14 protein-coding genes are annotated in these 18,361 nt (G+C 72.6%); 9 read left to right on the plus strand and 5 right to left on the minus strand.

The features are described 5' to 3' along the window. Positions 1-247 (minus strand): hypothetical protein (locus ABZ876_RS25500; RefSeq protein ID WP_361785539.1); only part of this gene is annotated, 247 nt, incomplete at its 3' end. Between the two features lie 69 nt (positions 248-316). Then, positions 317-2,575: a hypothetical protein gene (locus ABZ876_RS25505; protein ID WP_361785542.1), complete on the minus strand. Its 2,259-nt coding sequence runs from the start codon at positions 2,573-2,575 to the stop codon at positions 317-319. Positions 2,576-2,578: 3 nt separating this feature from the next. Between ABZ876_RS25505 and ABZ876_RS25510 the strand changes: the two genes are divergently transcribed. After that, on the plus strand, positions 2,579-3,226 hold the full coding sequence (locus ABZ876_RS25510) for a hypothetical protein (RefSeq protein ID WP_361785545.1): 648 nt from the start codon (positions 2,579-2,581) through the stop codon (positions 3,224-3,226). 262 nt (positions 3,227-3,488) lie between these two features. After that, positions 3,489-4,982 carry an alpha/beta hydrolase gene (locus tag ABZ876_RS25515; RefSeq protein ID WP_361785548.1) on the plus strand — a complete coding sequence of 498 codons (1,494 nt, stop codon included), beginning with the start codon at positions 3,489-3,491 and terminating at the stop codon, positions 4,980-4,982. Between the two features lie 44 nt (positions 4,983-5,026). Here the strand turns inward: ABZ876_RS25515 and ABZ876_RS25520 are convergent, their stop codons facing one another. The 3 genes from ABZ876_RS25520 to ABZ876_RS25530 all read right to left on the minus strand — a co-directional run bounded on the left by ABZ876_RS25520 (position 5,027) and on the right by ABZ876_RS25530 (position 7,864). Continuing rightward, on the minus strand, positions 5,027-6,043 hold the full coding sequence (locus tag ABZ876_RS25520; RefSeq protein WP_361785550.1) for an MASE1 domain-containing protein: 1,017 nt from the start codon (positions 6,041-6,043) through the stop codon (positions 5,027-5,029). A 163-nt stretch (positions 6,044-6,206) separates the two neighbouring features. Next, complete coding sequence (locus ABZ876_RS25525; RefSeq protein ID WP_361785552.1) at positions 6,207-7,538, minus strand: GAF domain-containing SpoIIE family protein phosphatase; 1,332 nt, start codon at positions 7,536-7,538, stop codon at positions 6,207-6,209. Then, positions 7,538-7,864, minus strand: coding sequence for a hypothetical protein (locus tag ABZ876_RS25530; RefSeq protein WP_361785555.1), 327 nt, complete (start codon positions 7,862-7,864; stop codon positions 7,538-7,540). Before ABZ876_RS25530 ends, ABZ876_RS25525 begins: the two co-directional genes overlap by 1 nt. Before the next feature lie 31 nt (positions 7,865-7,895). Between ABZ876_RS25530 and ABZ876_RS25535 the strand changes: the two genes are divergently transcribed. The 7 genes from ABZ876_RS25535 to ABZ876_RS25565 all read left to right on the plus strand — a co-directional run bounded on the left by ABZ876_RS25535 (position 7,896) and on the right by ABZ876_RS25565 (position 18,344). Then, on the plus strand, positions 7,896-9,005 hold the full coding sequence (locus tag ABZ876_RS25535) for a hypothetical protein (RefSeq protein ID WP_361785892.1): 1,110 nt from the start codon (positions 7,896-7,898) through the stop codon (positions 9,003-9,005). A gap of 48 nt (positions 9,006-9,053) precedes the next feature. Further along, positions 9,054-9,830, plus strand: coding sequence for a TIGR03936 family radical SAM-associated protein (locus ABZ876_RS25540; protein WP_361785558.1), 777 nt, complete (start codon positions 9,054-9,056; stop codon positions 9,828-9,830). A gap of 259 nt (positions 9,831-10,089) precedes the next feature. Beyond that, positions 10,090-13,995: an Rne/Rng family ribonuclease gene (locus ABZ876_RS25545; protein WP_361785561.1), complete on the plus strand. Its 3,906-nt coding sequence runs from the start codon at positions 10,090-10,092 to the stop codon at positions 13,993-13,995. Positions 13,996-14,357: 362 nt separating this feature from the next. Next, positions 14,358-14,678: a 50S ribosomal protein L21 gene (gene rplU / locus ABZ876_RS25550; RefSeq protein ID WP_028422127.1), complete on the plus strand. Its 321-nt coding sequence runs from the start codon at positions 14,358-14,360 to the stop codon at positions 14,676-14,678. Between the two features lie 14 nt (positions 14,679-14,692). Then, on the plus strand, positions 14,693-14,947 hold the full coding sequence (gene rpmA, locus ABZ876_RS25555; RefSeq protein ID WP_023550764.1) for a 50S ribosomal protein L27: 255 nt from the start codon (positions 14,693-14,695) through the stop codon (positions 14,945-14,947). A 131-nt stretch (positions 14,948-15,078) separates the two neighbouring features. Continuing rightward, positions 15,079-16,515: a GTPase ObgE gene (obgE, locus tag ABZ876_RS25560; protein WP_361785564.1), complete on the plus strand. Its 1,437-nt coding sequence runs from the start codon at positions 15,079-15,081 to the stop codon at positions 16,513-16,515. A gap of 329 nt (positions 16,516-16,844) precedes the next feature. Beyond that, positions 16,845-18,344 carry a bifunctional cytidylyltransferase/SDR family oxidoreductase gene (locus tag ABZ876_RS25565; protein WP_361785567.1) on the plus strand — a complete coding sequence of 500 codons (1,500 nt, stop codon included), beginning with the start codon at positions 16,845-16,847 and terminating at the stop codon, positions 18,342-18,344. The last annotated feature ends 17 nt before the right edge of the window (positions 18,345-18,361 follow it).

The raw sequence follows: 18,361 nt of genomic DNA on the forward strand, positions 1-18,361 counted from the left end.
GCAGGGTTCCAGCGGTGCTCAGGGTTCCAGTGGCGCTCAGGGTGAAGCGGGTGTTGTGGGGGCGCAGGGTTTCCAGGGTGCCGCCGGGCCGCAGGGCTCGGATGGGGTGCAGGGTTCCAGTGGGGCTCAGGGTGAGGCGGGGGCTGCGGGTCCGCAGGGTTTCCAGGGTGCCGCCGGGCCGCAGGGTTCCAGCGGTGCTCAGGGTTCCAGCGGCGCGCAGGGTGACGCTGGCATCCAGGGCGCGCAAGGCTTCCAGGGATCTCCCGGAAGCCAGGGCTCGGACGGGCCACAGGGCTCCACCGGCGTGCAGGGCGCGTCAGGGACTCAGGGCACGCAGGGCTCCCAGGGTGCCTCCGGGCCCCAGGGCACGACCGGCGCCCAAGGCGTGGCTGGTGGGCAGGGCTTCCAGGGTTCCACCGGTGCCCAGGGTGTCGCCGGCCCGCAGGGTTCCGATGGCCCCCAGGGCTTCCAGGGATTCCAGGGGGAGACCGGCGCTCAAGGTGCGGCGGGTCCGCAGGGCGTGACGGGTGCTCAGGGACCCTCCGGTGGTCCGCAGGGCCCGCAGGGGGAGCCAGGAACTCAGGGACCAGCCGGTGGTCCCCAGGGAGTTCAGGGTGCCGACGGTACACAGGGTCCGCAGGGTTTCCAGGGTTCCACCGGTGCTCAGGGCACGACCGGGGCTCAGGGTGCGGCGGGCGCGCAGGGCTTCATCGGCCCGCAGGGCTTCGCCGGTTCCCAGGGCTCCAGCGGGGTCCAGGGCGCCACTGGCGTCGCAGGCCCCCAGGGTTTCCAGGGCACGTCGGGCCCGCAGGGTTCCCCCGGACCGCAGGGCTCCACGGGCGCTCAGGGTGCCACGGGTGCGACGGGCGCGCAGGGCTTCCAGGGCACGTCGGGTGCTCAGGGTGCCACGGGCGTTCAGGGCGCGACCGGTGCGCAGGGTGATACGGGCGTGCAGGGCGCGCAGGGTTTCCAGGGCACGTCGGGCCCGCAGGGTTCCCCCGGACCGCAGGGCTCCGCGGGCGCTCAGGGTGATACGGGTGCGACGGGCGCGCAGGGTTTCCAGGGCACGTCGGGTGCTCAGGGTGCCACGGGCGTTCAGGGCGCGACCGGTGCGCAGGGTGCCACGGGTGCGACGGGCGCGCAGGGCTTCCAGGGCACGTCTGGTGCTCAGGGTGCCACGGGTGCTCAGGGGTCCGATGGGGCTCAGGGTGCCACGGGTGCGACGGGCGCGCAGGGCTTCCAGGGGACGACGGGCGCTCAGGGTGCCACGGGCGTTCAGGGGGCGACCGGGGCGCAGGGTGCCACGGGCGTTCAGGGCGCGACCGGTGCGCAGGGTGATACGGGCGTGCAGGGTGCGCAGGGTTTCCAGGGCACGACGGGTGCTCAGGGTGCCACGGGTGCTCAGGGGTCCGATGGCGCTCAGGGCGATACGGGTGCCACGGGCGCGCAGGGCTTCCAGGGCTCCACCGGCCCGCAGGGTGCCACCGGCGCTCAGGGTGCCGCCGGGGTTCAGGGGGACACGGGTGCCCAGGGCACTCAGGGCGCTCAGGGTGCCACCGGGGTTCAGGGAGACACGGGTGTTCAAGGCGCCCAGGGCTTCCAGGGCGTGGCGGGCGTGCAGGGCGCGCAGGGCTTCCAGGGCACGACGGGCGCTCAGGGCGATACGGGTGCGCAGGGTTCCAGTGGCGCGCAGGGTGGTACGGGCGCGCAGGGAGCCCAGGGCTTCCAGGGCTCCACCGGACCACAGGGCGCCACCGGCACTCAGGGCCCGACCGGTGCGCAGGGGGCCGACGGTGCGCAAGGAACCCAGGGCTTTCAAGGTGTGACCGGACCACAGGGTTCGACCGGCCCGCAGGGCGACGCCGGCCCGCAGGGCACCACGGGAGCGCAGGGTCTCACCGGCGCCCAGGGCACGGCCGGACCCCAGGGTTCGACGGGTGCCCAGGGCTCCGCGGGCGTCCAGGGAGCGACGGGTTCTCAGGGCGCTCAGGGTTTCCAGGGGTCCACCGGCCCGCAGGGGACGCAGGGCGCCACGGGTACGCAGGGTGCGACGGGTGCACAGGGTGCGACGGGTGCTCAGGGCGCGACGGGCGCCCAGGGCTCTCAGGGAGTCCAGGGCTCGGCCGGCGCTCAGGGCGCGACGGGTGCCCAGGGCTCCGCGGGTGCCCAGGGAGCGACGGGTACTCAGGGCTCCCAGGGCTTCCAGGGCACTACGGGAGTCCAGGGCGCTCAAGGCGCTCAAGGAGCGCAGGGCTTCCAGGGCACGACGGGCACGCAGGGCGTCCAGGGAAACCAGGGCACGACCGGGGCTCAGGGCGACACCGGCCCGCAGGGCTCCACCGGTGCTCAGGGCGCGACCGGTGTCCAGGGCCCGCAGGGTTTCCAGGGTGTCACCGGCCCTCAGGGCCTCCAGGGCACGACCGGTGCGCAGGGCGCGACCGGCGCACAAGGCACCCAGGGAGCGACGGGTTCTCAGGGCTCCCAGGGCTCCCAGGGCTTCCAGGGCACTACGGGGGCCCAGGGTGCGACAGGTGTTCAAGGCGCGCAGGGATTCCAGGGCTCGACGGGGGCTCAAGGTGTGCAGGGCTCCACCGGTCCGCAGGGCTCGACGGGCGCCCAGGGGGCGACGGGTGCTCAAGGCGCGACGGGTGCGCAGGGTGCTCAGGGTTTCCAGGGTTCGACCGGACCGCAGGGTGCCACGGGTGCCCAGGGCGCGACCGGCGCCCAGGGCTCGACGGGCACTCAGGGCACGCAGGGCGTCCAGGGCTCGACGGGGGCTCAGGGCTCCGCCGGCGCGCAGGGGGCGACGGGTACTCAGGGCGCGACGGGTGCGCAGGGTGTCCAGGGCTCGACCGGACCGCAGGGGGCCATCGGGTCCCAGGGCTCCACCGGAGCCCAGGGCACGCAGGGCGTCCAGGGGTCCACCGGAGCGCAGGGAGCTCAAGGAGCCCAGGGAGCCGGTTCGACCGGAGCGCAGAGCGTGGTGGTCTCCAACACCCTTGCCGGCCCGCAAGGCGCCACGACGTTCAACACGGTCACATGCCCCGCGGGCACCTTTGCCACGGGTGGAGGTGCCTACAACATCAACTCGACCAGCGGAGTGGCTGTGAACTTCCAGGGACTGGCTCGCCCGATCGGCTCGCCTCCCACCGGCTACCAGTCGCAGGTCGGAAGCGGCGTCAGCGGTGGCAACAGCACGGTGGTCTACGCGATCTGCCGGCCGTGACGCCGACAGCCGGGAACGCCGCGCCTGCCCCCGGCGGCAGCAGGACCACACCGCCGTGACCGCGGTGTGCTGCCGAGCCCCCTCCTTGACGGTGAGGGGGCTCGGCGGCATGTTCTCCTGCCGCCGGCGCGTCCGCCGGACCTGCCGTTCTGCTCCGGCACGGCCCCGGCGGGATGCAGGCTGCGAGGTGGGGGAAACCCCCGCGGGAACAGGGATGTTGGCCGGATGGGAAGGGCGGGCGCGATCCGCGAGGCTCGTGTGCATGAAGCAGACCACTCGCACAAGGGCCGCCTGGACGGCCGTCTCCGCCGCAGTCCTCGGCATTGCCGCCCCCTTCGCCGCCTCCGCACCCGCATCCGCGGCGACTCACGCCCCGGCCTCCTCCCTGCACTGGACCCGCTGCGCGGGCAGCGGACTCGACCCGCGTCAGGAGTGTGCGTCCGTCGAGGTGCCGATGGACTACGCCGCCCCGGACGGCCGGCAGATAGACGTCGTCATCTCCCGCATTCCCAGCGAGAAGCCGGCCACCCGCCGGGGGGCGCTGCTCCTGATCCCCGGCGGCCCCGGCGGTTCCAGCCTGGCCGACCCCTCGGGGAAGGGGCAGAAGTTGCCGCAGGCCGTACGGGACACCTACGACCTGATCGGCTTCGCCCCCCGCGGCCTGGCGCCCTCCACCTCCGTCAGCTGCGGCCTCGACCACGGCGACCTCGCCGTCTCCAAGCTGCGGCCCTGGCCCGCCCCGGACGGATCCATCGACCGGAACATGGCCACCGCCCGCCGGATGGCCGCCGCCTGCGCCCGCAACGGCGGTGCACTGATCCGGCACATGGACACGGTCGACGAGGCCCGCGACATCGACCGCATCCGGGCCGCGCTCGGCGAGCGGAGACTCTCGGCATGGGGCGTCTCGTACGGCACATATGTCGGCGCCGTCTACAGCCAGTTGTTCCCCCACCGCACCGACCGCATGGTGCTCGACAGCAACGACGCCCCCGACCGGGGCTCCAGAGGCTGGCTCGAGGCGTACGAGGCCGGGGTCGAGGACACCTTCCCCGAGTTCGCCGCGTGGGCCTCGGCGCCCGGCAACCCGGACCGTGTGGCCAGCACGGCGGCCGAGGTACGGCCCCTGTTCCTGCGCCTCGCCGTGCGCCTCGACCGGGCACCGATCCCCTGGCCCGGCGCCAACCCCGAGGAGCTGAACGGCAATGTGCTGCGCCAGACCATGCTGGACAGCCTCTACGCACCCGGCCGCTTCCCCACCCTGGCGAGACTGATGCGGGCGGCACTGGACGGCACCGTGCCGCCGGCGCCCGCGGCGCCCCCGGAGCCGGTGCAGCAGAACGTCACCGCGGTCGCCGCGGCGACCATCTGCAATGACGTCGCATGGCCCAGGTCGGCGGCCGAGTACAGCAGAGGGGTCACCGAGAGCCGCGAGGAACACCCGCTGACGGCGGGCATGCCCCGAAACGCCATGGTCTGCGCCGCCTGGCCCTACCCGCCCGAGCACGCGCCGGTACGCATCACGTCCCACGGGCCGTCCAACGTCCTGCTGGTGCAGAACGAACGCGATGTCGCCACCCCGCTGAGCGGTGCCCGGAAGCTTCGCGACGCTCTCGGTGCGCGCGCAGTCATGGTGACCGTGGACTCCACCGGCCACGGTTCCTACCTCGCCAACGGAAACGCGTGCGGCGACCGCACCGTCTCTCGCTTCCTGGCGACCGGGGAGCGGCCCGACGAGGACACCTACTGCGCATAAGAGGACACTCACTGCGCACAAGCGGTGCGCTTCGGCCCCGTTCCTCAGGACGGTCCGCTCCGCCCGCCGTTCTTTTCCTGGCGCCCCTGGCCCCCCGGGCCCCCCTGGCTCTCCTCACCGCCCCGGCCGCCGTCGCCGAACGCCGGTGGGGCGCCGGTGTCCGGCGCGATCCTCGCCACCATCCCGGCGAGCCGATGGCAGGCCTGCTCGATCTTCTCCTGGGTCTCGTTCCGCTCGGTGATGGCCGTGGCGAGCAGCAGGGCGGTCAGTGCGGCGGCGCCGTTGAACGCCTGGAGCGCCACCATGTTGGTGAGCAGGGAGTGACCGGTGAATGGGCCTGTTCTGCGGGTGGCGGCGAGGATCGCGAAGGTGGACACGACCAGCGCGCAGGGCGTGGCTCCGGCGCGCTGGAAGCGGAAGGCCGCCCAGATCAGCAGCGGGAAGGCAAGGAAGATCAGCGGTACGGGCGCGTTCTCCAGGAAACCGACGCCGATGGTGGCCACGACCAGCAGCGAACCTTCCACCCATCGGGAGCGTGGAGCGTCCCTCGGCCAGCACGGCGAGCGAAGGAGGAGGAGCAGCACAGGGGTGACCACCAGGACGCCCATCGCGTCCCCGGTCCACCAGATCCACCACGTCTGCCAGAACCCGCCGGGCAGCGCCCGAGCGAGCTGCAGGGTGCCGGTGCCCACCGTCGCGCTGATGAGCGTGCCGGTGAACGCACCGAGGAAGACCAGGGCGAGCGCGTCCCGGAAGCGGTTGATCTGGGTGCGGAACCCGGCGCGGCGAAGGAGGGCGTAGGAGCAGAGCGGGGCGAGTGTGTTGCCCACCATGATCGCGAGCACGGCGGGCATCGACGGCCCGAGCGAGATGTTGATCAGGAAGGCGCCGAGGGCGATCCCGGGCCAAACCCGCGGGCCGAGGAGGAGCAGGCCGGCCACGGCGATGCCGGTCGGTGGCCACAGCGGTGTGACCTGGCCGCGTACGAGCTGCTGGAGCAGCCCCAGCCTGCCGAAGGCGTAGTACAGGGCGGCGACGGCGCAGATCTCGAGGGCGGTCATGCCACCGCTCCGGAGCCTGTCACGGCGTGCGACAGTCATCGGGAGGTCCTTTTCCTCGGCCTGACCCCGTAGTCCATCGTCCGTCGATCCCCCCGGTTCCACCACGCCGCCGCCGGTCCATGGCGGATCCGCCGGTGCGGCTCGGCCGCGCCCGTCGGCCGGTTCAGTGCGGGGCCCGCAGGGCGAGGATGGCCATGTCGTCGTGTCCGTCGCTGGGGTGATGGTCGGCCAGGGCCTGCACGAAGTCGTCCAGGGGCAGGGCCGAGTGGGCGGCGGCGAGTTCGGCGAGTTCGTCCAGGCTCTCGTCGATGGCGTGGCCGGGGTGTTCGATGAGCCCGTCGGTGAAGAAGACCACGGTGGCACCCCGGGGCAGGGGGCGGCAGTGATCGGGGCGTGGCTGCCCGGCGGTGACGTTCAGCGGCAGTCCGGGCTCGGCGAACAGGTATTCCACTCGCCGGTCCGGGGTGATCAGCAGAGGGGGGACATGGCCCGCGGTGCTCCAGCACAGCCTCCAGGCGGACCCTGCGGGTTCGATGCGGGCCAGGCTGGTGGTGGTGACGGGATTGTCGGTGATGGCCTGCAAGGTGTGGTCGAGATGGGTGAGGACCGCGCTGGGAGGGTTGCGCAGGTCGAACAGCAGAGCGCGCAGCATGTTGCGGGTCGAGGCCATGGCGGCCGCGGCATGCAGGTCGTGGCCGACCACGTCGCCGATGACGACCGCCACCGCGCCGTCGGGCAGCGGGATGGCGTCGTACCAGTCCCCGCCCAGGGCGCTGGGCTCGGCGGCGGGCCGGTAGACGGCCGCGGCGGCGAAGGGCCGCAGGTCGGGCAGGGTCGGCAGCAAAAGCCGCTGAAATTCCTCGGAACTGGTACGAACCTGCTCGAAGAGGCGCACGTTGTCGATCGCGATACCGGCGGCGCTGGCCAGGGCAACCAGGATCTGTTCGTCGTGGACGTCGAAGGGCTGTCCGTCGAGCCGCTCGGACAGGTAGAGGTCGCCGTAGATCTCGCCGCGGACGCTGATGGCGACGCCGAGCAGGGTGCCCAGGCGCGGGTGGCCGGACGGGAACCCGACCGAGGCGGGGTGGGAGGAGATGACGTCGATCCGCAGGGGCTCCGGGTGGCGGATCAGATGCCCGAGCACACCCAGGCCGCGGGGGAACCCGACCTCGGACAAAGCGGCCCGTTCCTGCTCGGTCAAGCCGGCCGTGATGAACTGCTCCAGGTGTTCGCCGGACTCGTCGAGTACCCCGAGTGCCCCGTAGCGGACGCCGACCAGGTCCATGCCGGTGGTCACGACGCGGTACAGCACCGCCGGCAACTCCACTTCCCGGGTGATGGCCACCACCGCTTCCAGCAGCCCCTGCAACCGGGCCTTGGCGGCGGCCAGGGCGCGCAACTCCTCCTCGATCCGGCCCAGCTCGGCATCCAGACGCAGCAGCAGATCAGGACCTTCCGGCCGCTTCGGCCCTCTCCCCTCCTTGTCGCCGGCCATCACGATCGCCCGGTGGACCGGTAGTCGTTCTCGGCGTACGCGAAGCCGCCCTCGGTGTCCATGTCGGCGGGTGCGGTCCGTACGGGGCTCATGCGCTTGTGTCCTTCGTGTCCTTCTCCGACGTGGTGCTGGGTGGCCGGCCTCGGCAGCCGGCCGTACTCGCTCATGTCCGGCACCGGACGCGGACCGGGCGGCGGCAGGCGCCCAGTCGCCACCAGGGCGCTGCTGACCGAGCGGGTACCCTCACGCTCCCCGGCCTTCACCTCACCCGCCGCACCGAGCGCCTCATGAGCGGTGCTGACCACGGCCGCCGCCTGTTTCCGCATCCATCCGAACACCTTGAGCGTCTCTCTCGGCATGGATTTGGAGAAGCCGCCGTCGCCGCGGCCCGTCGAAGGGTGCCTCGTCGTCGCGATCCGTCTGCCGGTGCGGATCGTCGTGCTCGTCCTGGTCGTGCCGGTGCGCATGGTGTGGGACGCTCTGGCCGCCGGTGGGCGTGTGCTGCGGGACGCCGTGCTGAGGCCGGTGGGCCGGGCGCTGCTGTGGTCGGCCTGGGCGGTGTTCGTATGGCCGTGGACGGCGCTGTGGCGATACGGCCTCGTGCCGCTGGGGGCAGGGCTCGCATGGCTGGGGCGCGCCCTGGTCGCCGTGCCGGCCGGGTGGGCGTACAGGACCGTGCTGACGCCCCTCGGACGGGCCGCGGCCCGGGTGCTGCGCGCCATCGCTGCCGGCCTCGTCCGTCTGCACGCGCGCGTCCTGACGCCCGTCGGGCGCGCTCTCGCCCTGCTGCTGAAGGGCATCGGGTACGTCCTCGCCGCCCTCGGGGGAGGGGCGTATGCGGTGGTGGCGTGGCTCGTGCGGTATCTGGTCGTCGTACCGGCCCGTCGGCTGCACCGGCATGTCCTGAGGCCGCTCGGGCACGGGATCGCCTGGCTGGCGCGCGGGCTCGCCGGGCTCGTCGGCGTGGTGGCCCGTGTCTGCGGAGCCGGCCTGCTGGGGCTGCTGAACCTGCTGTTCGTGGTGCCCGCGTCGGCCGTGTGGCGGTGGATCCTCGCCCCGGCCGGGCGCGCCCTCGTGGTCCTCGGGCGTGAACTCGGCGCCGCGTTCCGCCACGCGTGGCGCGTCGCCGGGCACATCTCGCTCGCGGCGGGGCGGTTCCTGAGCACCCTCTTCCGGTGGATGTTCGTGGCGCCGGCGCGCTGGGTGTACCAAACGGTGCTGACGCCGGTCGGGCACGTACTGCGCGACACGGTCCTGCGTCCCGCCGCCCACGCCGCGCGCGGCGTGGGCAGGGTCGTCCGGCGGACGTCTGCCCTCGTGCGCGAGACCGCCCGGCAGGCCCGCGCCGACCTCCGCCGCATGCTCTTCGGTGACTCCGGCAGGCCGCGGGAGGTCTCCCGGAGGGAACCCATCGGCCGTGAGACACGTACTCTAGGTAGCAGGACGACCGCTCTCACGAAGGACTGAACGACACTGGGCAAGCGACAGCCCGAAGGCCCGCCGCCCGCACCCGCGGTGCAGCGCATCCGACTGCGCTACACCAAGCGCGGCCGCCTCCGGTTCACCAGCCACCGTGACTTCCAGCGCGCCTTCGAGCGTGCGCTGCGCCGTGCCGAGGTGCCGATGGCGTACTCGGCGGGGTTCACGCCGCATCCGAAGGTGTCGTACGCCAATGCCGCACCCACCGGCACGGGCAGTGAGGCGGAGTACCTGGAAATCGCGCTCACCGAGGCGCGCGACCCGGACAAGCTGCGCGAGCTCCTCGACGAGTCGCTGCCCGCGGGGCTCGATGTCGTCGAGGCGGTCGAGGTCCGTACGTCCGGGCTCGCCGACCGACTCGAGGCGTCGGTGTGGGAGCTGCGCCTGGACGGCGTGGCGCCCGCGGACGCCGAGCGAGCGGTCGCGGCCTTCACAGCGGCCGGGACCGTCGAGGTCCAGCGCATGACCAAGAACGGCGTGCGCACCTTCGACACCCGTGCCGCGGTCGTGAGCCTGGAGAGTGCGGACACACACAGTTCGCATGCCGATAGGCCGACCGACCAGCCCTGTGCGATACTGCGGCTGGTTGTTCGGCACGTGACGCCTGCCGTACGACCCGACGACGTCCTGTCCGGTCTCCGCGCCGTGGCCGACCTGGCGCCGCCGGTCCCCGCAGCGGTGACCAGGCTGGCGCAGGGGCTGTTCGATGAAGAGACCGGCACGGTGACCGACCCGCTCGCGCCCGACCGCGAGGCAGCAGCGACCGCGCCGGCCACGGCCGTCGCGACTGCCGCCGCGACTGCGCCGGAGTAAGGAAGGTTCCGCGTAGGGACGGACGTCGTAGTGCCGCCCTCGTACTCGGGAGCCACCTGGGTCGGGCAGCGCATCGACCAGAAGACTTTCGCCAGGCCGTACGTACATGGCGTACGGAACCGACGAGACAGGACACAGAGAGCTCCCGTGCGGCGCCCGCGCCCCGGACGGCGGCACCGCGCATCGCGCGAGCCGCGGACGTCACCGGCGATGCCGGACCAGGTGCGGCGCCCGGGAGCCTGACGGGAGAAACGCCCGCATGCTCGAACCGATCGAGCCCGCCGAGGGCTCTGAGAACTACACCCCCAGCGACACCCTGCCGCCGCGTCGCAGCCGTCGCGCCGCGTCGCGTCCGGCAGGCCCGCCCACGGTCGCGGCCGAGACCGAGACCCCCGAAGCCACGGAGACCGAGTCCGTGACCGGGGTGGCAGCGGCCATACCGGCCACGGAGGCGATCGAGGCCACCGGGGCAGAAGAGACCGAAGGGACCGAAGCGGTCGCCGCGGCTGCTGTTGCGGCCGAGGCGGAGCCGGTGGCCGAGGAGGCTGCTCCGCGTCGTGCCCGTCGTCGTGCCACGCGCCGGGTGTCCACGCCTGCCGGGGCGCCCGCGTCCGCGGAGGCCGTGGAGGTCGTGGTGCCGGCCGTTACGGAGGGCGCCGAGGAGCCCGTGGCTGCCGTTGCCGCCGAGGCGGAGCCGGTGGCCGAGGAGGCTGCTCCGCGTCGTACGCGTCGTCGTGCCACGCGCCGGGTGTCCACGCCCGCCGGGGCGCCCGCGTCAGCCGAGACCGTCGAGACTCCCGAGGCCCAACCGGCCGCCCCGGTCGCCGGGACTCCGATGAGCGAGGCCGAGGCGGAGCCCGCCGAGACGCCTGCCGCCGAGGCTCCGGTCGCCGAGACGCCCGCCGCCGAGGAAGCCGCCCCCCGCCGCACCCGTCGCCGGGCCACCCGTCGGGTGTCGGCGCCCGCGGAGGAGACTGCCGCAGCGCACGTGGAGGCGCCCGTGACCGCCCCCGAAGAGACCGAACGAGCCGTCGCCGAGGCTCCCGGGACGCCGGCGGCCGCCCCGTCGCAGCCCGAGCCGGCCGCCGAGGAGGCCGCCCCGCGCCGCGCCCGTCGTCGCGTCGCCCGCAAGGCCGCCGGCGGCTTCTCGGAGCCCGCCCGGAGCGAGGCCGAGGAGACGTCCGACACCGCGCAGCGGCCCGCCCGGCCCACCGTGGCCGTCTTCCAGGCGCCGGTGTTCGCCGAGCCGATGTTCCAGACCCCGGAGCGGGCCGCCGCTGCCGCTGCCGCCCAGGCCGTGGAGCACGAGGAGACCGTCGAGGAGGAGCCGGCCGGCCAGCGCCGCCGCCGTCGCCGCGCCGGCGACGAGGAGCCCGTGGCCGTGACGCCCGAGGCCACCGACGAGGCCGAGGAGGCCGAGGAGCCGGAGGAGTCCGCCGGGGGCGAGGAGGCCGAGGAGGCCGGTTCGCGCCGTCGTCGCCGTCGCGGCGGCCGTCGCCGTCGCCGTGGTGAGGCAGCCGAGGGCGAGGAGGCCGAGGAACTCGCCGCCGAGCAGGCCGAGCAGGACGCCGAGGACACCGCGGAGCAGCTGGAGGAGGACGCCGAGGACGCCGACGAGCAGTACGGCGAGTCGGCGGCCGCCGGCACCAGCAGCAGCCGTCGGCGCCGTCGGCGCCGCCGCCGTGCCGGTGACACCGCCGTCGACACCGAGCCGACGTCCGACGACCCCGAGCGCACCGTGGTCAAGGTCCGCGAGCCGCGCAAGAAGGACGAGCGGGCCGGTGACGGCACCGACGAGGTGCAGTCCATCAAGGGCTCGACCCGCCTCGAGGCCAAGAAGCAGCGCCGCCGCGAGGGGCGCGAGCAGGGCCGCCGCCGGGTCCCGATCATCACCGAAGCCGAGTTCCTGGCCCGGCGCGAGGCCGTCGAGCGTGTGATGGTCGTGCGCCAGAGCGGTGAGCGTACGCAGATCGGCGTCCTGGAGGACGGCGTGCTCGTCGAGCACTACGTCAACAAGGAGCAGTCGACCTCGTACGTCGGCAACGTCTACCTCGGCAAGGTGCAGAACGTACTGCCGTCGATGGAGGCCGCCTTCATCGACATCGGCAAGGGCAGGAACGCCGTCCTGTACGCCGGTGAGGTCAACTTCGAGGCGCTCGGGATGGCCAACGGGCCGCGCCGCATCGAGTCCGCGCTGAAGTCCGGGCAGTCCGTGCTCGTCCAGGTCACCAAGGACCCGATCGGTCACAAGGGCGCCCGCCTGACCAGCCAGGTCTCGCTGCCCGGCCGCTACCTGGTCTACGTGCCCGAGGGCTCGATGACCGGTATCAGCCGCAAGCTGCCCGACACCGAGCGGGCGCGCCTGAAGACGATTCTCAAGAAGATCGTCCCCCAGGACGCGGGTGTCATCGTGCGCACCGCCGCCGAGGGCGCGAGCGAGGACGAGCTGCGCCGGGACGTCGAGCGGCTTCAGGCGCAGTGGGAGACCATCCAGAAGAAGGCGAAGAGCGGCAGCGCGCCGTCGCTGCTGTACGGCGAGCCGGACATGACCGTCCGGGTCGTGCGCGACATCTTCAACGAGGACTTCTCCAAGGTCATCGTCAGCGGTGACGACGCATGGGGAACCATCCACGGATACGTCTCCCACGTCGCCCCCGACCTGGCCGAGCGTCTCCAGCGGTGGACCAGCGAGGTCGACGTCTTCGCCACGTACCGGATCGACGAGCAGCTCGCCAAGGCGCTGGACCGCAAGGTCTGGCTGCCCAGCGGCGGTTCGCTGGTGATCGACCGGACCGAGGCGATGGTCGTCGTCGACGTCAACACCGGCAAGTTCACCGGTCAGGGCGGAAACCTCGAGGAGACCGTCACCAGGAACAACCTGGAGGCGGCCGAGGAGATCGTCCGCCAGCTCAGGCTGCGCGACCTCGGCGGCATCATCGTCATCGACTTCATCGACATGGTGCTCGAGTCCAACCGGGACCTCGTCCTGCGGCGTCTGCTGGAGTGCCTGGGCCGGGACCGTACGAAGCACCAGGTCGCCGAGGTCACCTCGCTGGGCCTGGTGCAGATGACCCGCAAGCGGGTCGGCCAGGGCCTGCTGGAGTCCTTCTCGGAGACCTGCGTCCACTGCAACGGCCGCGGCGTGGTCGTGCACATGGACCAGGCGACCGCGCCCGCCGGCGGCAAGCGCAAGAAGCGCGGCCGGGGCGGTGCCGAGGCCGAGCCCGAGACGCACGAGGCGGTGGCCGCGGAGGTCGAGGAGGCCGCCGAGGCCGTTCCGGCCGCCGCGGAGACCGAGGCCGAGCCGGCCGCCGAGGTGGCGGTCCCGGCCGCGCTGCCGGAGCCGGCGTTCGCGCCGGACGAGGAGCTCTACAGCAGCGTCGCCGAGGCCGAGGCCGCCGCCACCCGGGGCCGTACGCGGCGCCGGGTGACCCGGCGGGCGTCGGCTCCGGCGGGTGCGCCGCGGACCGAGGAGCGGGCGCCGAAGTCCCGTAAGGACGAGCGCGCTCCGAAGTCGCGGCAGGACGCCGAGGCGGAGCCGGCGGCGGCCGAGGACCCGGTCGTCGAGGCGCCCGCACCGGTCGAGGAGGAGGCCGCGCCCAAGGGCCGTACGCGTCGCCGCGCGACTCGCAGGGTGTCGGCTCCGGCCGGTTCCCCCGCGGAGGCCGCGGTGACGGTCGGCGAGCCCGCGCAGCAGGCCGAGGCACCCGCCGAGGCGGTTCTCGCGGCCGAGGAGGCGCCTGCCGAGGCGGTCCAGACGGCCGAGGCGCCCGTCGAGGCAGCGGCTCCGGCCCGTCCGCGCCGCCGTGCCGTGCGCAAGGCCACCGCGCCCACGTCCTCCGAGGACGCGGCCGTCGTGGTCGTCCCGTCGGCGGCCGAGGAACCGGCAGAGGCAGCCGAGGCACCGGTCCAGGTGGCCGAGGCCGAGGCCGAGGCTCCGGCGGAGGGCGAGGCGGAGGTGTCCGCGCCCGCCAAGAAGGTGGCCCGCAAGACCGCCAAGACGGCGACGGCGAAGAAGGCCGCCACGAAGAAGGCGGCGGCCAAGAAGACGGCTGCCAAGAAGACCGCCGCGAAGAAGACCACCGCCAAGAAGGCGGCGGCCAAGAAGACGGCGGCCGCCGAGCAGACGGCTCAGCCGACGGTCTCGGTGAGCACGGAGGACTGACCCCTCCCGGGTGTTCCGCCAGGTCCACCCGGCTCGTGGCGCCACACACGGCGGCGGCCCGTCCCGGTCCTGCGGGGCGGGCCGCCGCCGTACAGCCGTCCGGCCAGGCTGTACAGCCGCTTCCCCGGCCGTGCGGTCCGTGCCGTCGCGGCCGCCGGGGCGCTTCGCGCGTGGGCGGCCGAGCCCGGTTTGACCCGTCAGGCCGGCCCCCGTAACCTTGACCGTCGGCGTGTCCACTGACCCGCCACATCCCCGTAAACCTCTTCCTTCCGGGCGCCGGGCGCCCCGGAAGAGGCCGTCCGCGGTGCCGGGCGGCTGGACTGCGGGGGTGCCGTTCCCGAGTGACAGAGAGTGAGATCCGCGTGTACGCCATCGTGCGCAGCGGTGGTCGCCAGCACAAGGTTGCTGTCGGCGACATCGTTGAGGTTGACAAGATTTCCACTGCCAAGGTTGGCGACACGGTCGAGCTCTCGACCCTGCTCGTGGTCGACGGCGACTCCGTGACCAGCGACCCGTGGGTGCTGGCCGGCATCAAGGTCCAGGCCGAGGTCGTGGACCACCACAAGGGCCAGAAGATCGACATTCTGCGCTACAAGAACAAGACCGGCTACCGCCGTCGGCAGGGCCACCGCCAGCAGTACACGGCGATCAAGGTCACGTCGATCCCCACGGCTGCGAAGTAAGGGACTGAGAACAGATGGCACACAAGAAGGGCGCATCGTCCACTCGGAACGGTCGCGACTCCAACGCCCAGCGGCTCGGCGTGAAGCGCTTCGGCGGTCAGGTCGTGAACGCGGGTGAGATCCTGGTCCGCCAGCGCGGCACCCACTTCCACCCGGGCGCGGGCGTCGGCCGCGGCGGCGACGACACGCTGTTCGCGCTGCAGGCCGGTGCGGTGGAGTTCGGTACCCACCGCGGCCGCAAGGTCGTGAACATCGTTCCGGTCGCCTGAGGCAGTCCCTTTCGGACTCAGGCGCCGTAGGGCGTTTCGCGAGGCGGACCTCACTTCCCGGACGGGAAGGCGGGTCCGCCTTTCGCTTGTTATTCACAGCACATCCCGCTTGCTTCTGGAGGCACTGAACCATGACCACCTTCGTGGACCGCGTCGAACTGCACGTCGCCGCGGGTAGCGGAGGCCACGGCTGTGCCTCCGTACACCGCGAGAAGTTCAAGCCGCTCGGCGGCCCCGACGGGGGCAACGGCGGCCGCGGCGGCGACGTGATCCTCACCGTCGACCAGTCCGTCACCACGCTTCTCGACTACCACCACTCCCCGCACCGCAAGGCCACCAACGGCAAGCCCGGCGAGGGCGGCTTCCGCTCCGGCAAGGACGGCCAGGACCTGGTTCTGCCGGTGCCCGACGGCACGGTCGTGCTCGACAAGGCGGGCAATGTGCTGGCCGACCTGGTCGGGCACGGGACGTCGTACGTCGCCGCCCAGGGCGGTCGCGGCGGCCTCGGCAACGCGGCGCTGGCCTCCGCCCGCCGCAAGGCGCCCGGCTTCGCCCTGCTCGGCGTGCCCGGTGATCTCCAGGACATCGTGCTGGAGCTGAAGACGGTCGCGGACGTGGCGCTCGTCGGCTACCCGAGCGCGGGCAAGTCGTCGCTGATCTCCGTGCTGTCCGCGGCCAAGCCGAAGATCGCCGACTATCCGTTCACCACCCTCGTCCCGAACCTGGGCGTGGTCACCGCGGGCGCGACCGTCTACACCATCGCCGATGTGCCGGGGCTCATCCCGGGCGCCAGCCAGGGCAAGGGGCTCGGCCTGGAGTTCCTGCGGCACGTGGAGCGGTGCAGCGTGCTGGTGCACGTGCTGGACACGGCCACCCTGGAGTCCGACCGCGACCCCGTCTCCGACCTCGACGTCATCGAGGAGGAGCTGAGGCAGTACGGCGGCCTCGAGGGCCGTCCGCGGATCGTGGTCCTCAACAAGATCGACGTACCGGACGGCAAGGACCTGGCCGAGATGGTGCGGCCGGACCTTCAGGCGCGCGGCTACCGCGTCTTCGAGGTGTCCGCCGTGGCCCATCTCGGGCTGAAGGAGCTGTCGTTCGCCCTCGCCGACCTGGTCGCGAAGGCACGCGCCGCCCGGCCGAAGGAGGAGGCGACCCGGATCGTCATCCGGCCGAAGGCCGTGGACGACGCGGGCTTCACGGTGACGCGCGAGGACGACGGGCTGTTCCGGGTGCGCGGCGAGAAGCCCGAGCGCTGGGTGCGGCAGACCGACTTCAACAACGACGAGGCCGTCGGCTACCTCGCCGACCGGCTCAACCGCCTCGGTGTCGAGGCGGAGCTGATGAAGGCGGGCGCCCGGACCGGCGACGGCGTCGCCATCGGACCGGAGGAGAACGCGGTCGTCTTCGACTGGGAGCCGACGGTGACGGCGGGCGCGGAGATGCTCGGCCGGCGCGGTGAGGACCACCGGTTCGAGGCGGCGCGGCCCGCTGCGCAGCGGCGCCGGGAACGCCAGGCGGAACGGGACGAGGCGCAGCGGGACTTCGACGACTTCGAGCCGTTCTGACGGGCGGCGGGGGAGTGGGGCCCGGTGTACCCGCCCGGGCCCTCGGTCACCGAGCGCTCAGGCGAATGCGCGGTCGGTGAGCCGACCCGGCGCCCGGCCGTTGTGACCGGAATGCAACACGCGGTAAAGCGCGCTGATAACGCACGAGAAACGTGTGGAGTTACTCACAGCAAATCCGGACAATTTACCCTCGGATCTCGGTAATGACCGAGGGTGCAAGGTGAATAACAGGTTGCGCCTACATATGCATCAGACGGCGCTCACCTTGCACTTCGCTTACCGAAAGTGGGACCATTCCCGGGTTCCCTGAAGCCCGAGGTAGGTCACCTGTGTCTGAGCGCATAGCCAAGCCCCGTACCACCGCAGTGATCCTGGCTGGTGGCACCGGTCAGCGCGTGGGTCTGTCGATTCCGAAGCAGCTGCTGAAGATCGCCGGCAAGGCGGTGATCGAGCACACGCTGACCACCTTCGAGAACGCCGACTCCATCGACGACGTCATCGTGCTGATGGCGCAGGGCTATGTGCCGGACGTCGAGAAGATCGTCGCCAAGGCGGGCTTCGGCAAGGTGACGCACATCATCGAGGGCGGCTCGACGCGCAACGAGACCACCGAGCGCGCCATCGCCCTGCTCGGCGAGGGCCTGGCCGAGGGCGAGGACCGCAACGTCCTGTTCCACGACGCCGTACGCCCCCTGCTGTCGCAGCGGGTCATCGACGACTGCGTCGCGGCCCTGGACCGTTACCAGGCCGTCGACGTCGCCATCCCCTCCGCGGACACCATCATCGTCACCCGCACGCACGGCGAGGACGGCGAGTTCATCACCGAGATCCCGGACCGCTCCCGGCTGCGCCGCGGCCAGACCCCGCAGGCGTTCAAGCTGTCCACGATCCGCCGCGCCTACGAGGTCGCCGCCGGCGACCCCAACTTCCAGGCCACCGACGACTGCAGTGTCGTACTCAAGTACCTCCCGGACGTGCCGATTCACGTCGTGGCGGGCGACGAATACAACATGAAGGTCACCCAGCCCGTCGACGTCTTCATCGCCGACAAGCTGTTCCAGCTCGCCTCCACCACCGCGCCGGAGCAGAACGGCGAGGAGGCCTACCGTGAACTTCTCACCGGCAAGACCGTCGTCGTCTTCGGCGGCTCGTACGGCATCGGCCAGGACATCGCCGAACTCGCCCGGTCCTACGGCGCCACGGTCTACGCGCTGGGCCGCTCCACCACCGGCACGCACGTGGAGAACCCGGAGGAGGTCGACGACGCGCTGTCCAAGGCGTACGCCGAGACCGGGCGCATCGACTACGTCGTCAACACCGCCGGCGTGCTGCGCATCGGCAGGCTCGCGGAGACCGACAACGCGACCATCGAGGAGGCACTGAAGGTCAACTACCTGGCCCCGGTGCAGATCGCCCGCTCCTCCTACAAGTACCTCGCCGAGACCCGCGGCCAGCTGCTGCTGTACACCTCCAGCAGCTACACCCGCGGCCGCGCCGAGTACAGCCTCTACTCCTCGACCAAGGCCGCCATGGTGAACCTCACCCAGGCCCTGTCCGACGAGTGGGCCGCCGACGGCATCCGCGTCAACTGCATCAACCCCGAGCGCACCGCCACCCCGATGCGCACCAAGGCCTTCGGCCAGGAGCCCACGGGCACGCTGCTGTCCTCCGAGGCCGTGGCGCGCGCCTCGCTCGACGTCCTCGTCTCCGAACTCACCGGCCACGTCATCGACGTACGCCAGCAGGACCCCACCGCCGGTGCGGGCCGGGCGTCCGGCTTCGAGGCCGCCCTGGCCGCCGTCCTGGACCGTCAGGACGGCGTGGCGTAAAGCGGTTCAGTGGTTTT

The organism is Streptomyces sp. NPDC046931, from assembly GCF_040644655.1.
In the GTDB taxonomy this organism is placed as follows: Bacteria; Actinomycetota; Actinomycetes; order Streptomycetales; family Streptomycetaceae; genus Streptomyces.

Excerpts from the sequence above, each read along its gene's own strand:
- ABZ876_RS25535 (WP_361785892.1), top strand. The coding sequence starts at position 7,896 with ATGGATTTGGAGAAGCCGCCGTCGCCGCGGCCCGTCGAAGGGTGCCTC.
- ABZ876_RS25520 (WP_361785550.1), bottom strand. The coding sequence starts at position 6,043 with ATGACCGCCCTCGAGATCTGCGCCGTCGCCGCCCTGTACTACGCCTTC.
- ABZ876_RS25545 (WP_361785561.1), top strand. The coding sequence starts at position 10,090 with ATGCTCGAACCGATCGAGCCCGCCGAGGGCTCTGAGAACTACACCCCC.
- rpmA (WP_023550764.1), top strand. The coding sequence starts at position 14,693 with ATGGCACACAAGAAGGGCGCATCGTCCACTCGGAACGGTCGCGACTCC.
- ABZ876_RS25530 (WP_361785555.1), bottom strand. The coding sequence starts at position 7,864 with ATGCGGAAACAGGCGGCGGCCGTGGTCAGCACCGCTCATGAGGCGCTC.
- obgE (WP_361785564.1), top strand. The coding sequence starts at position 15,079 with ATGACCACCTTCGTGGACCGCGTCGAACTGCACGTCGCCGCGGGTAGC.
- ABZ876_RS25525 (WP_361785552.1), bottom strand. The coding sequence starts at position 7,538 with ATGGCCGGCGACAAGGAGGGGAGAGGGCCGAAGCGGCCGGAAGGTCCT.
- ABZ876_RS25515 (WP_361785548.1), top strand. The coding sequence starts at position 3,489 with ATGAAGCAGACCACTCGCACAAGGGCCGCCTGGACGGCCGTCTCCGCC.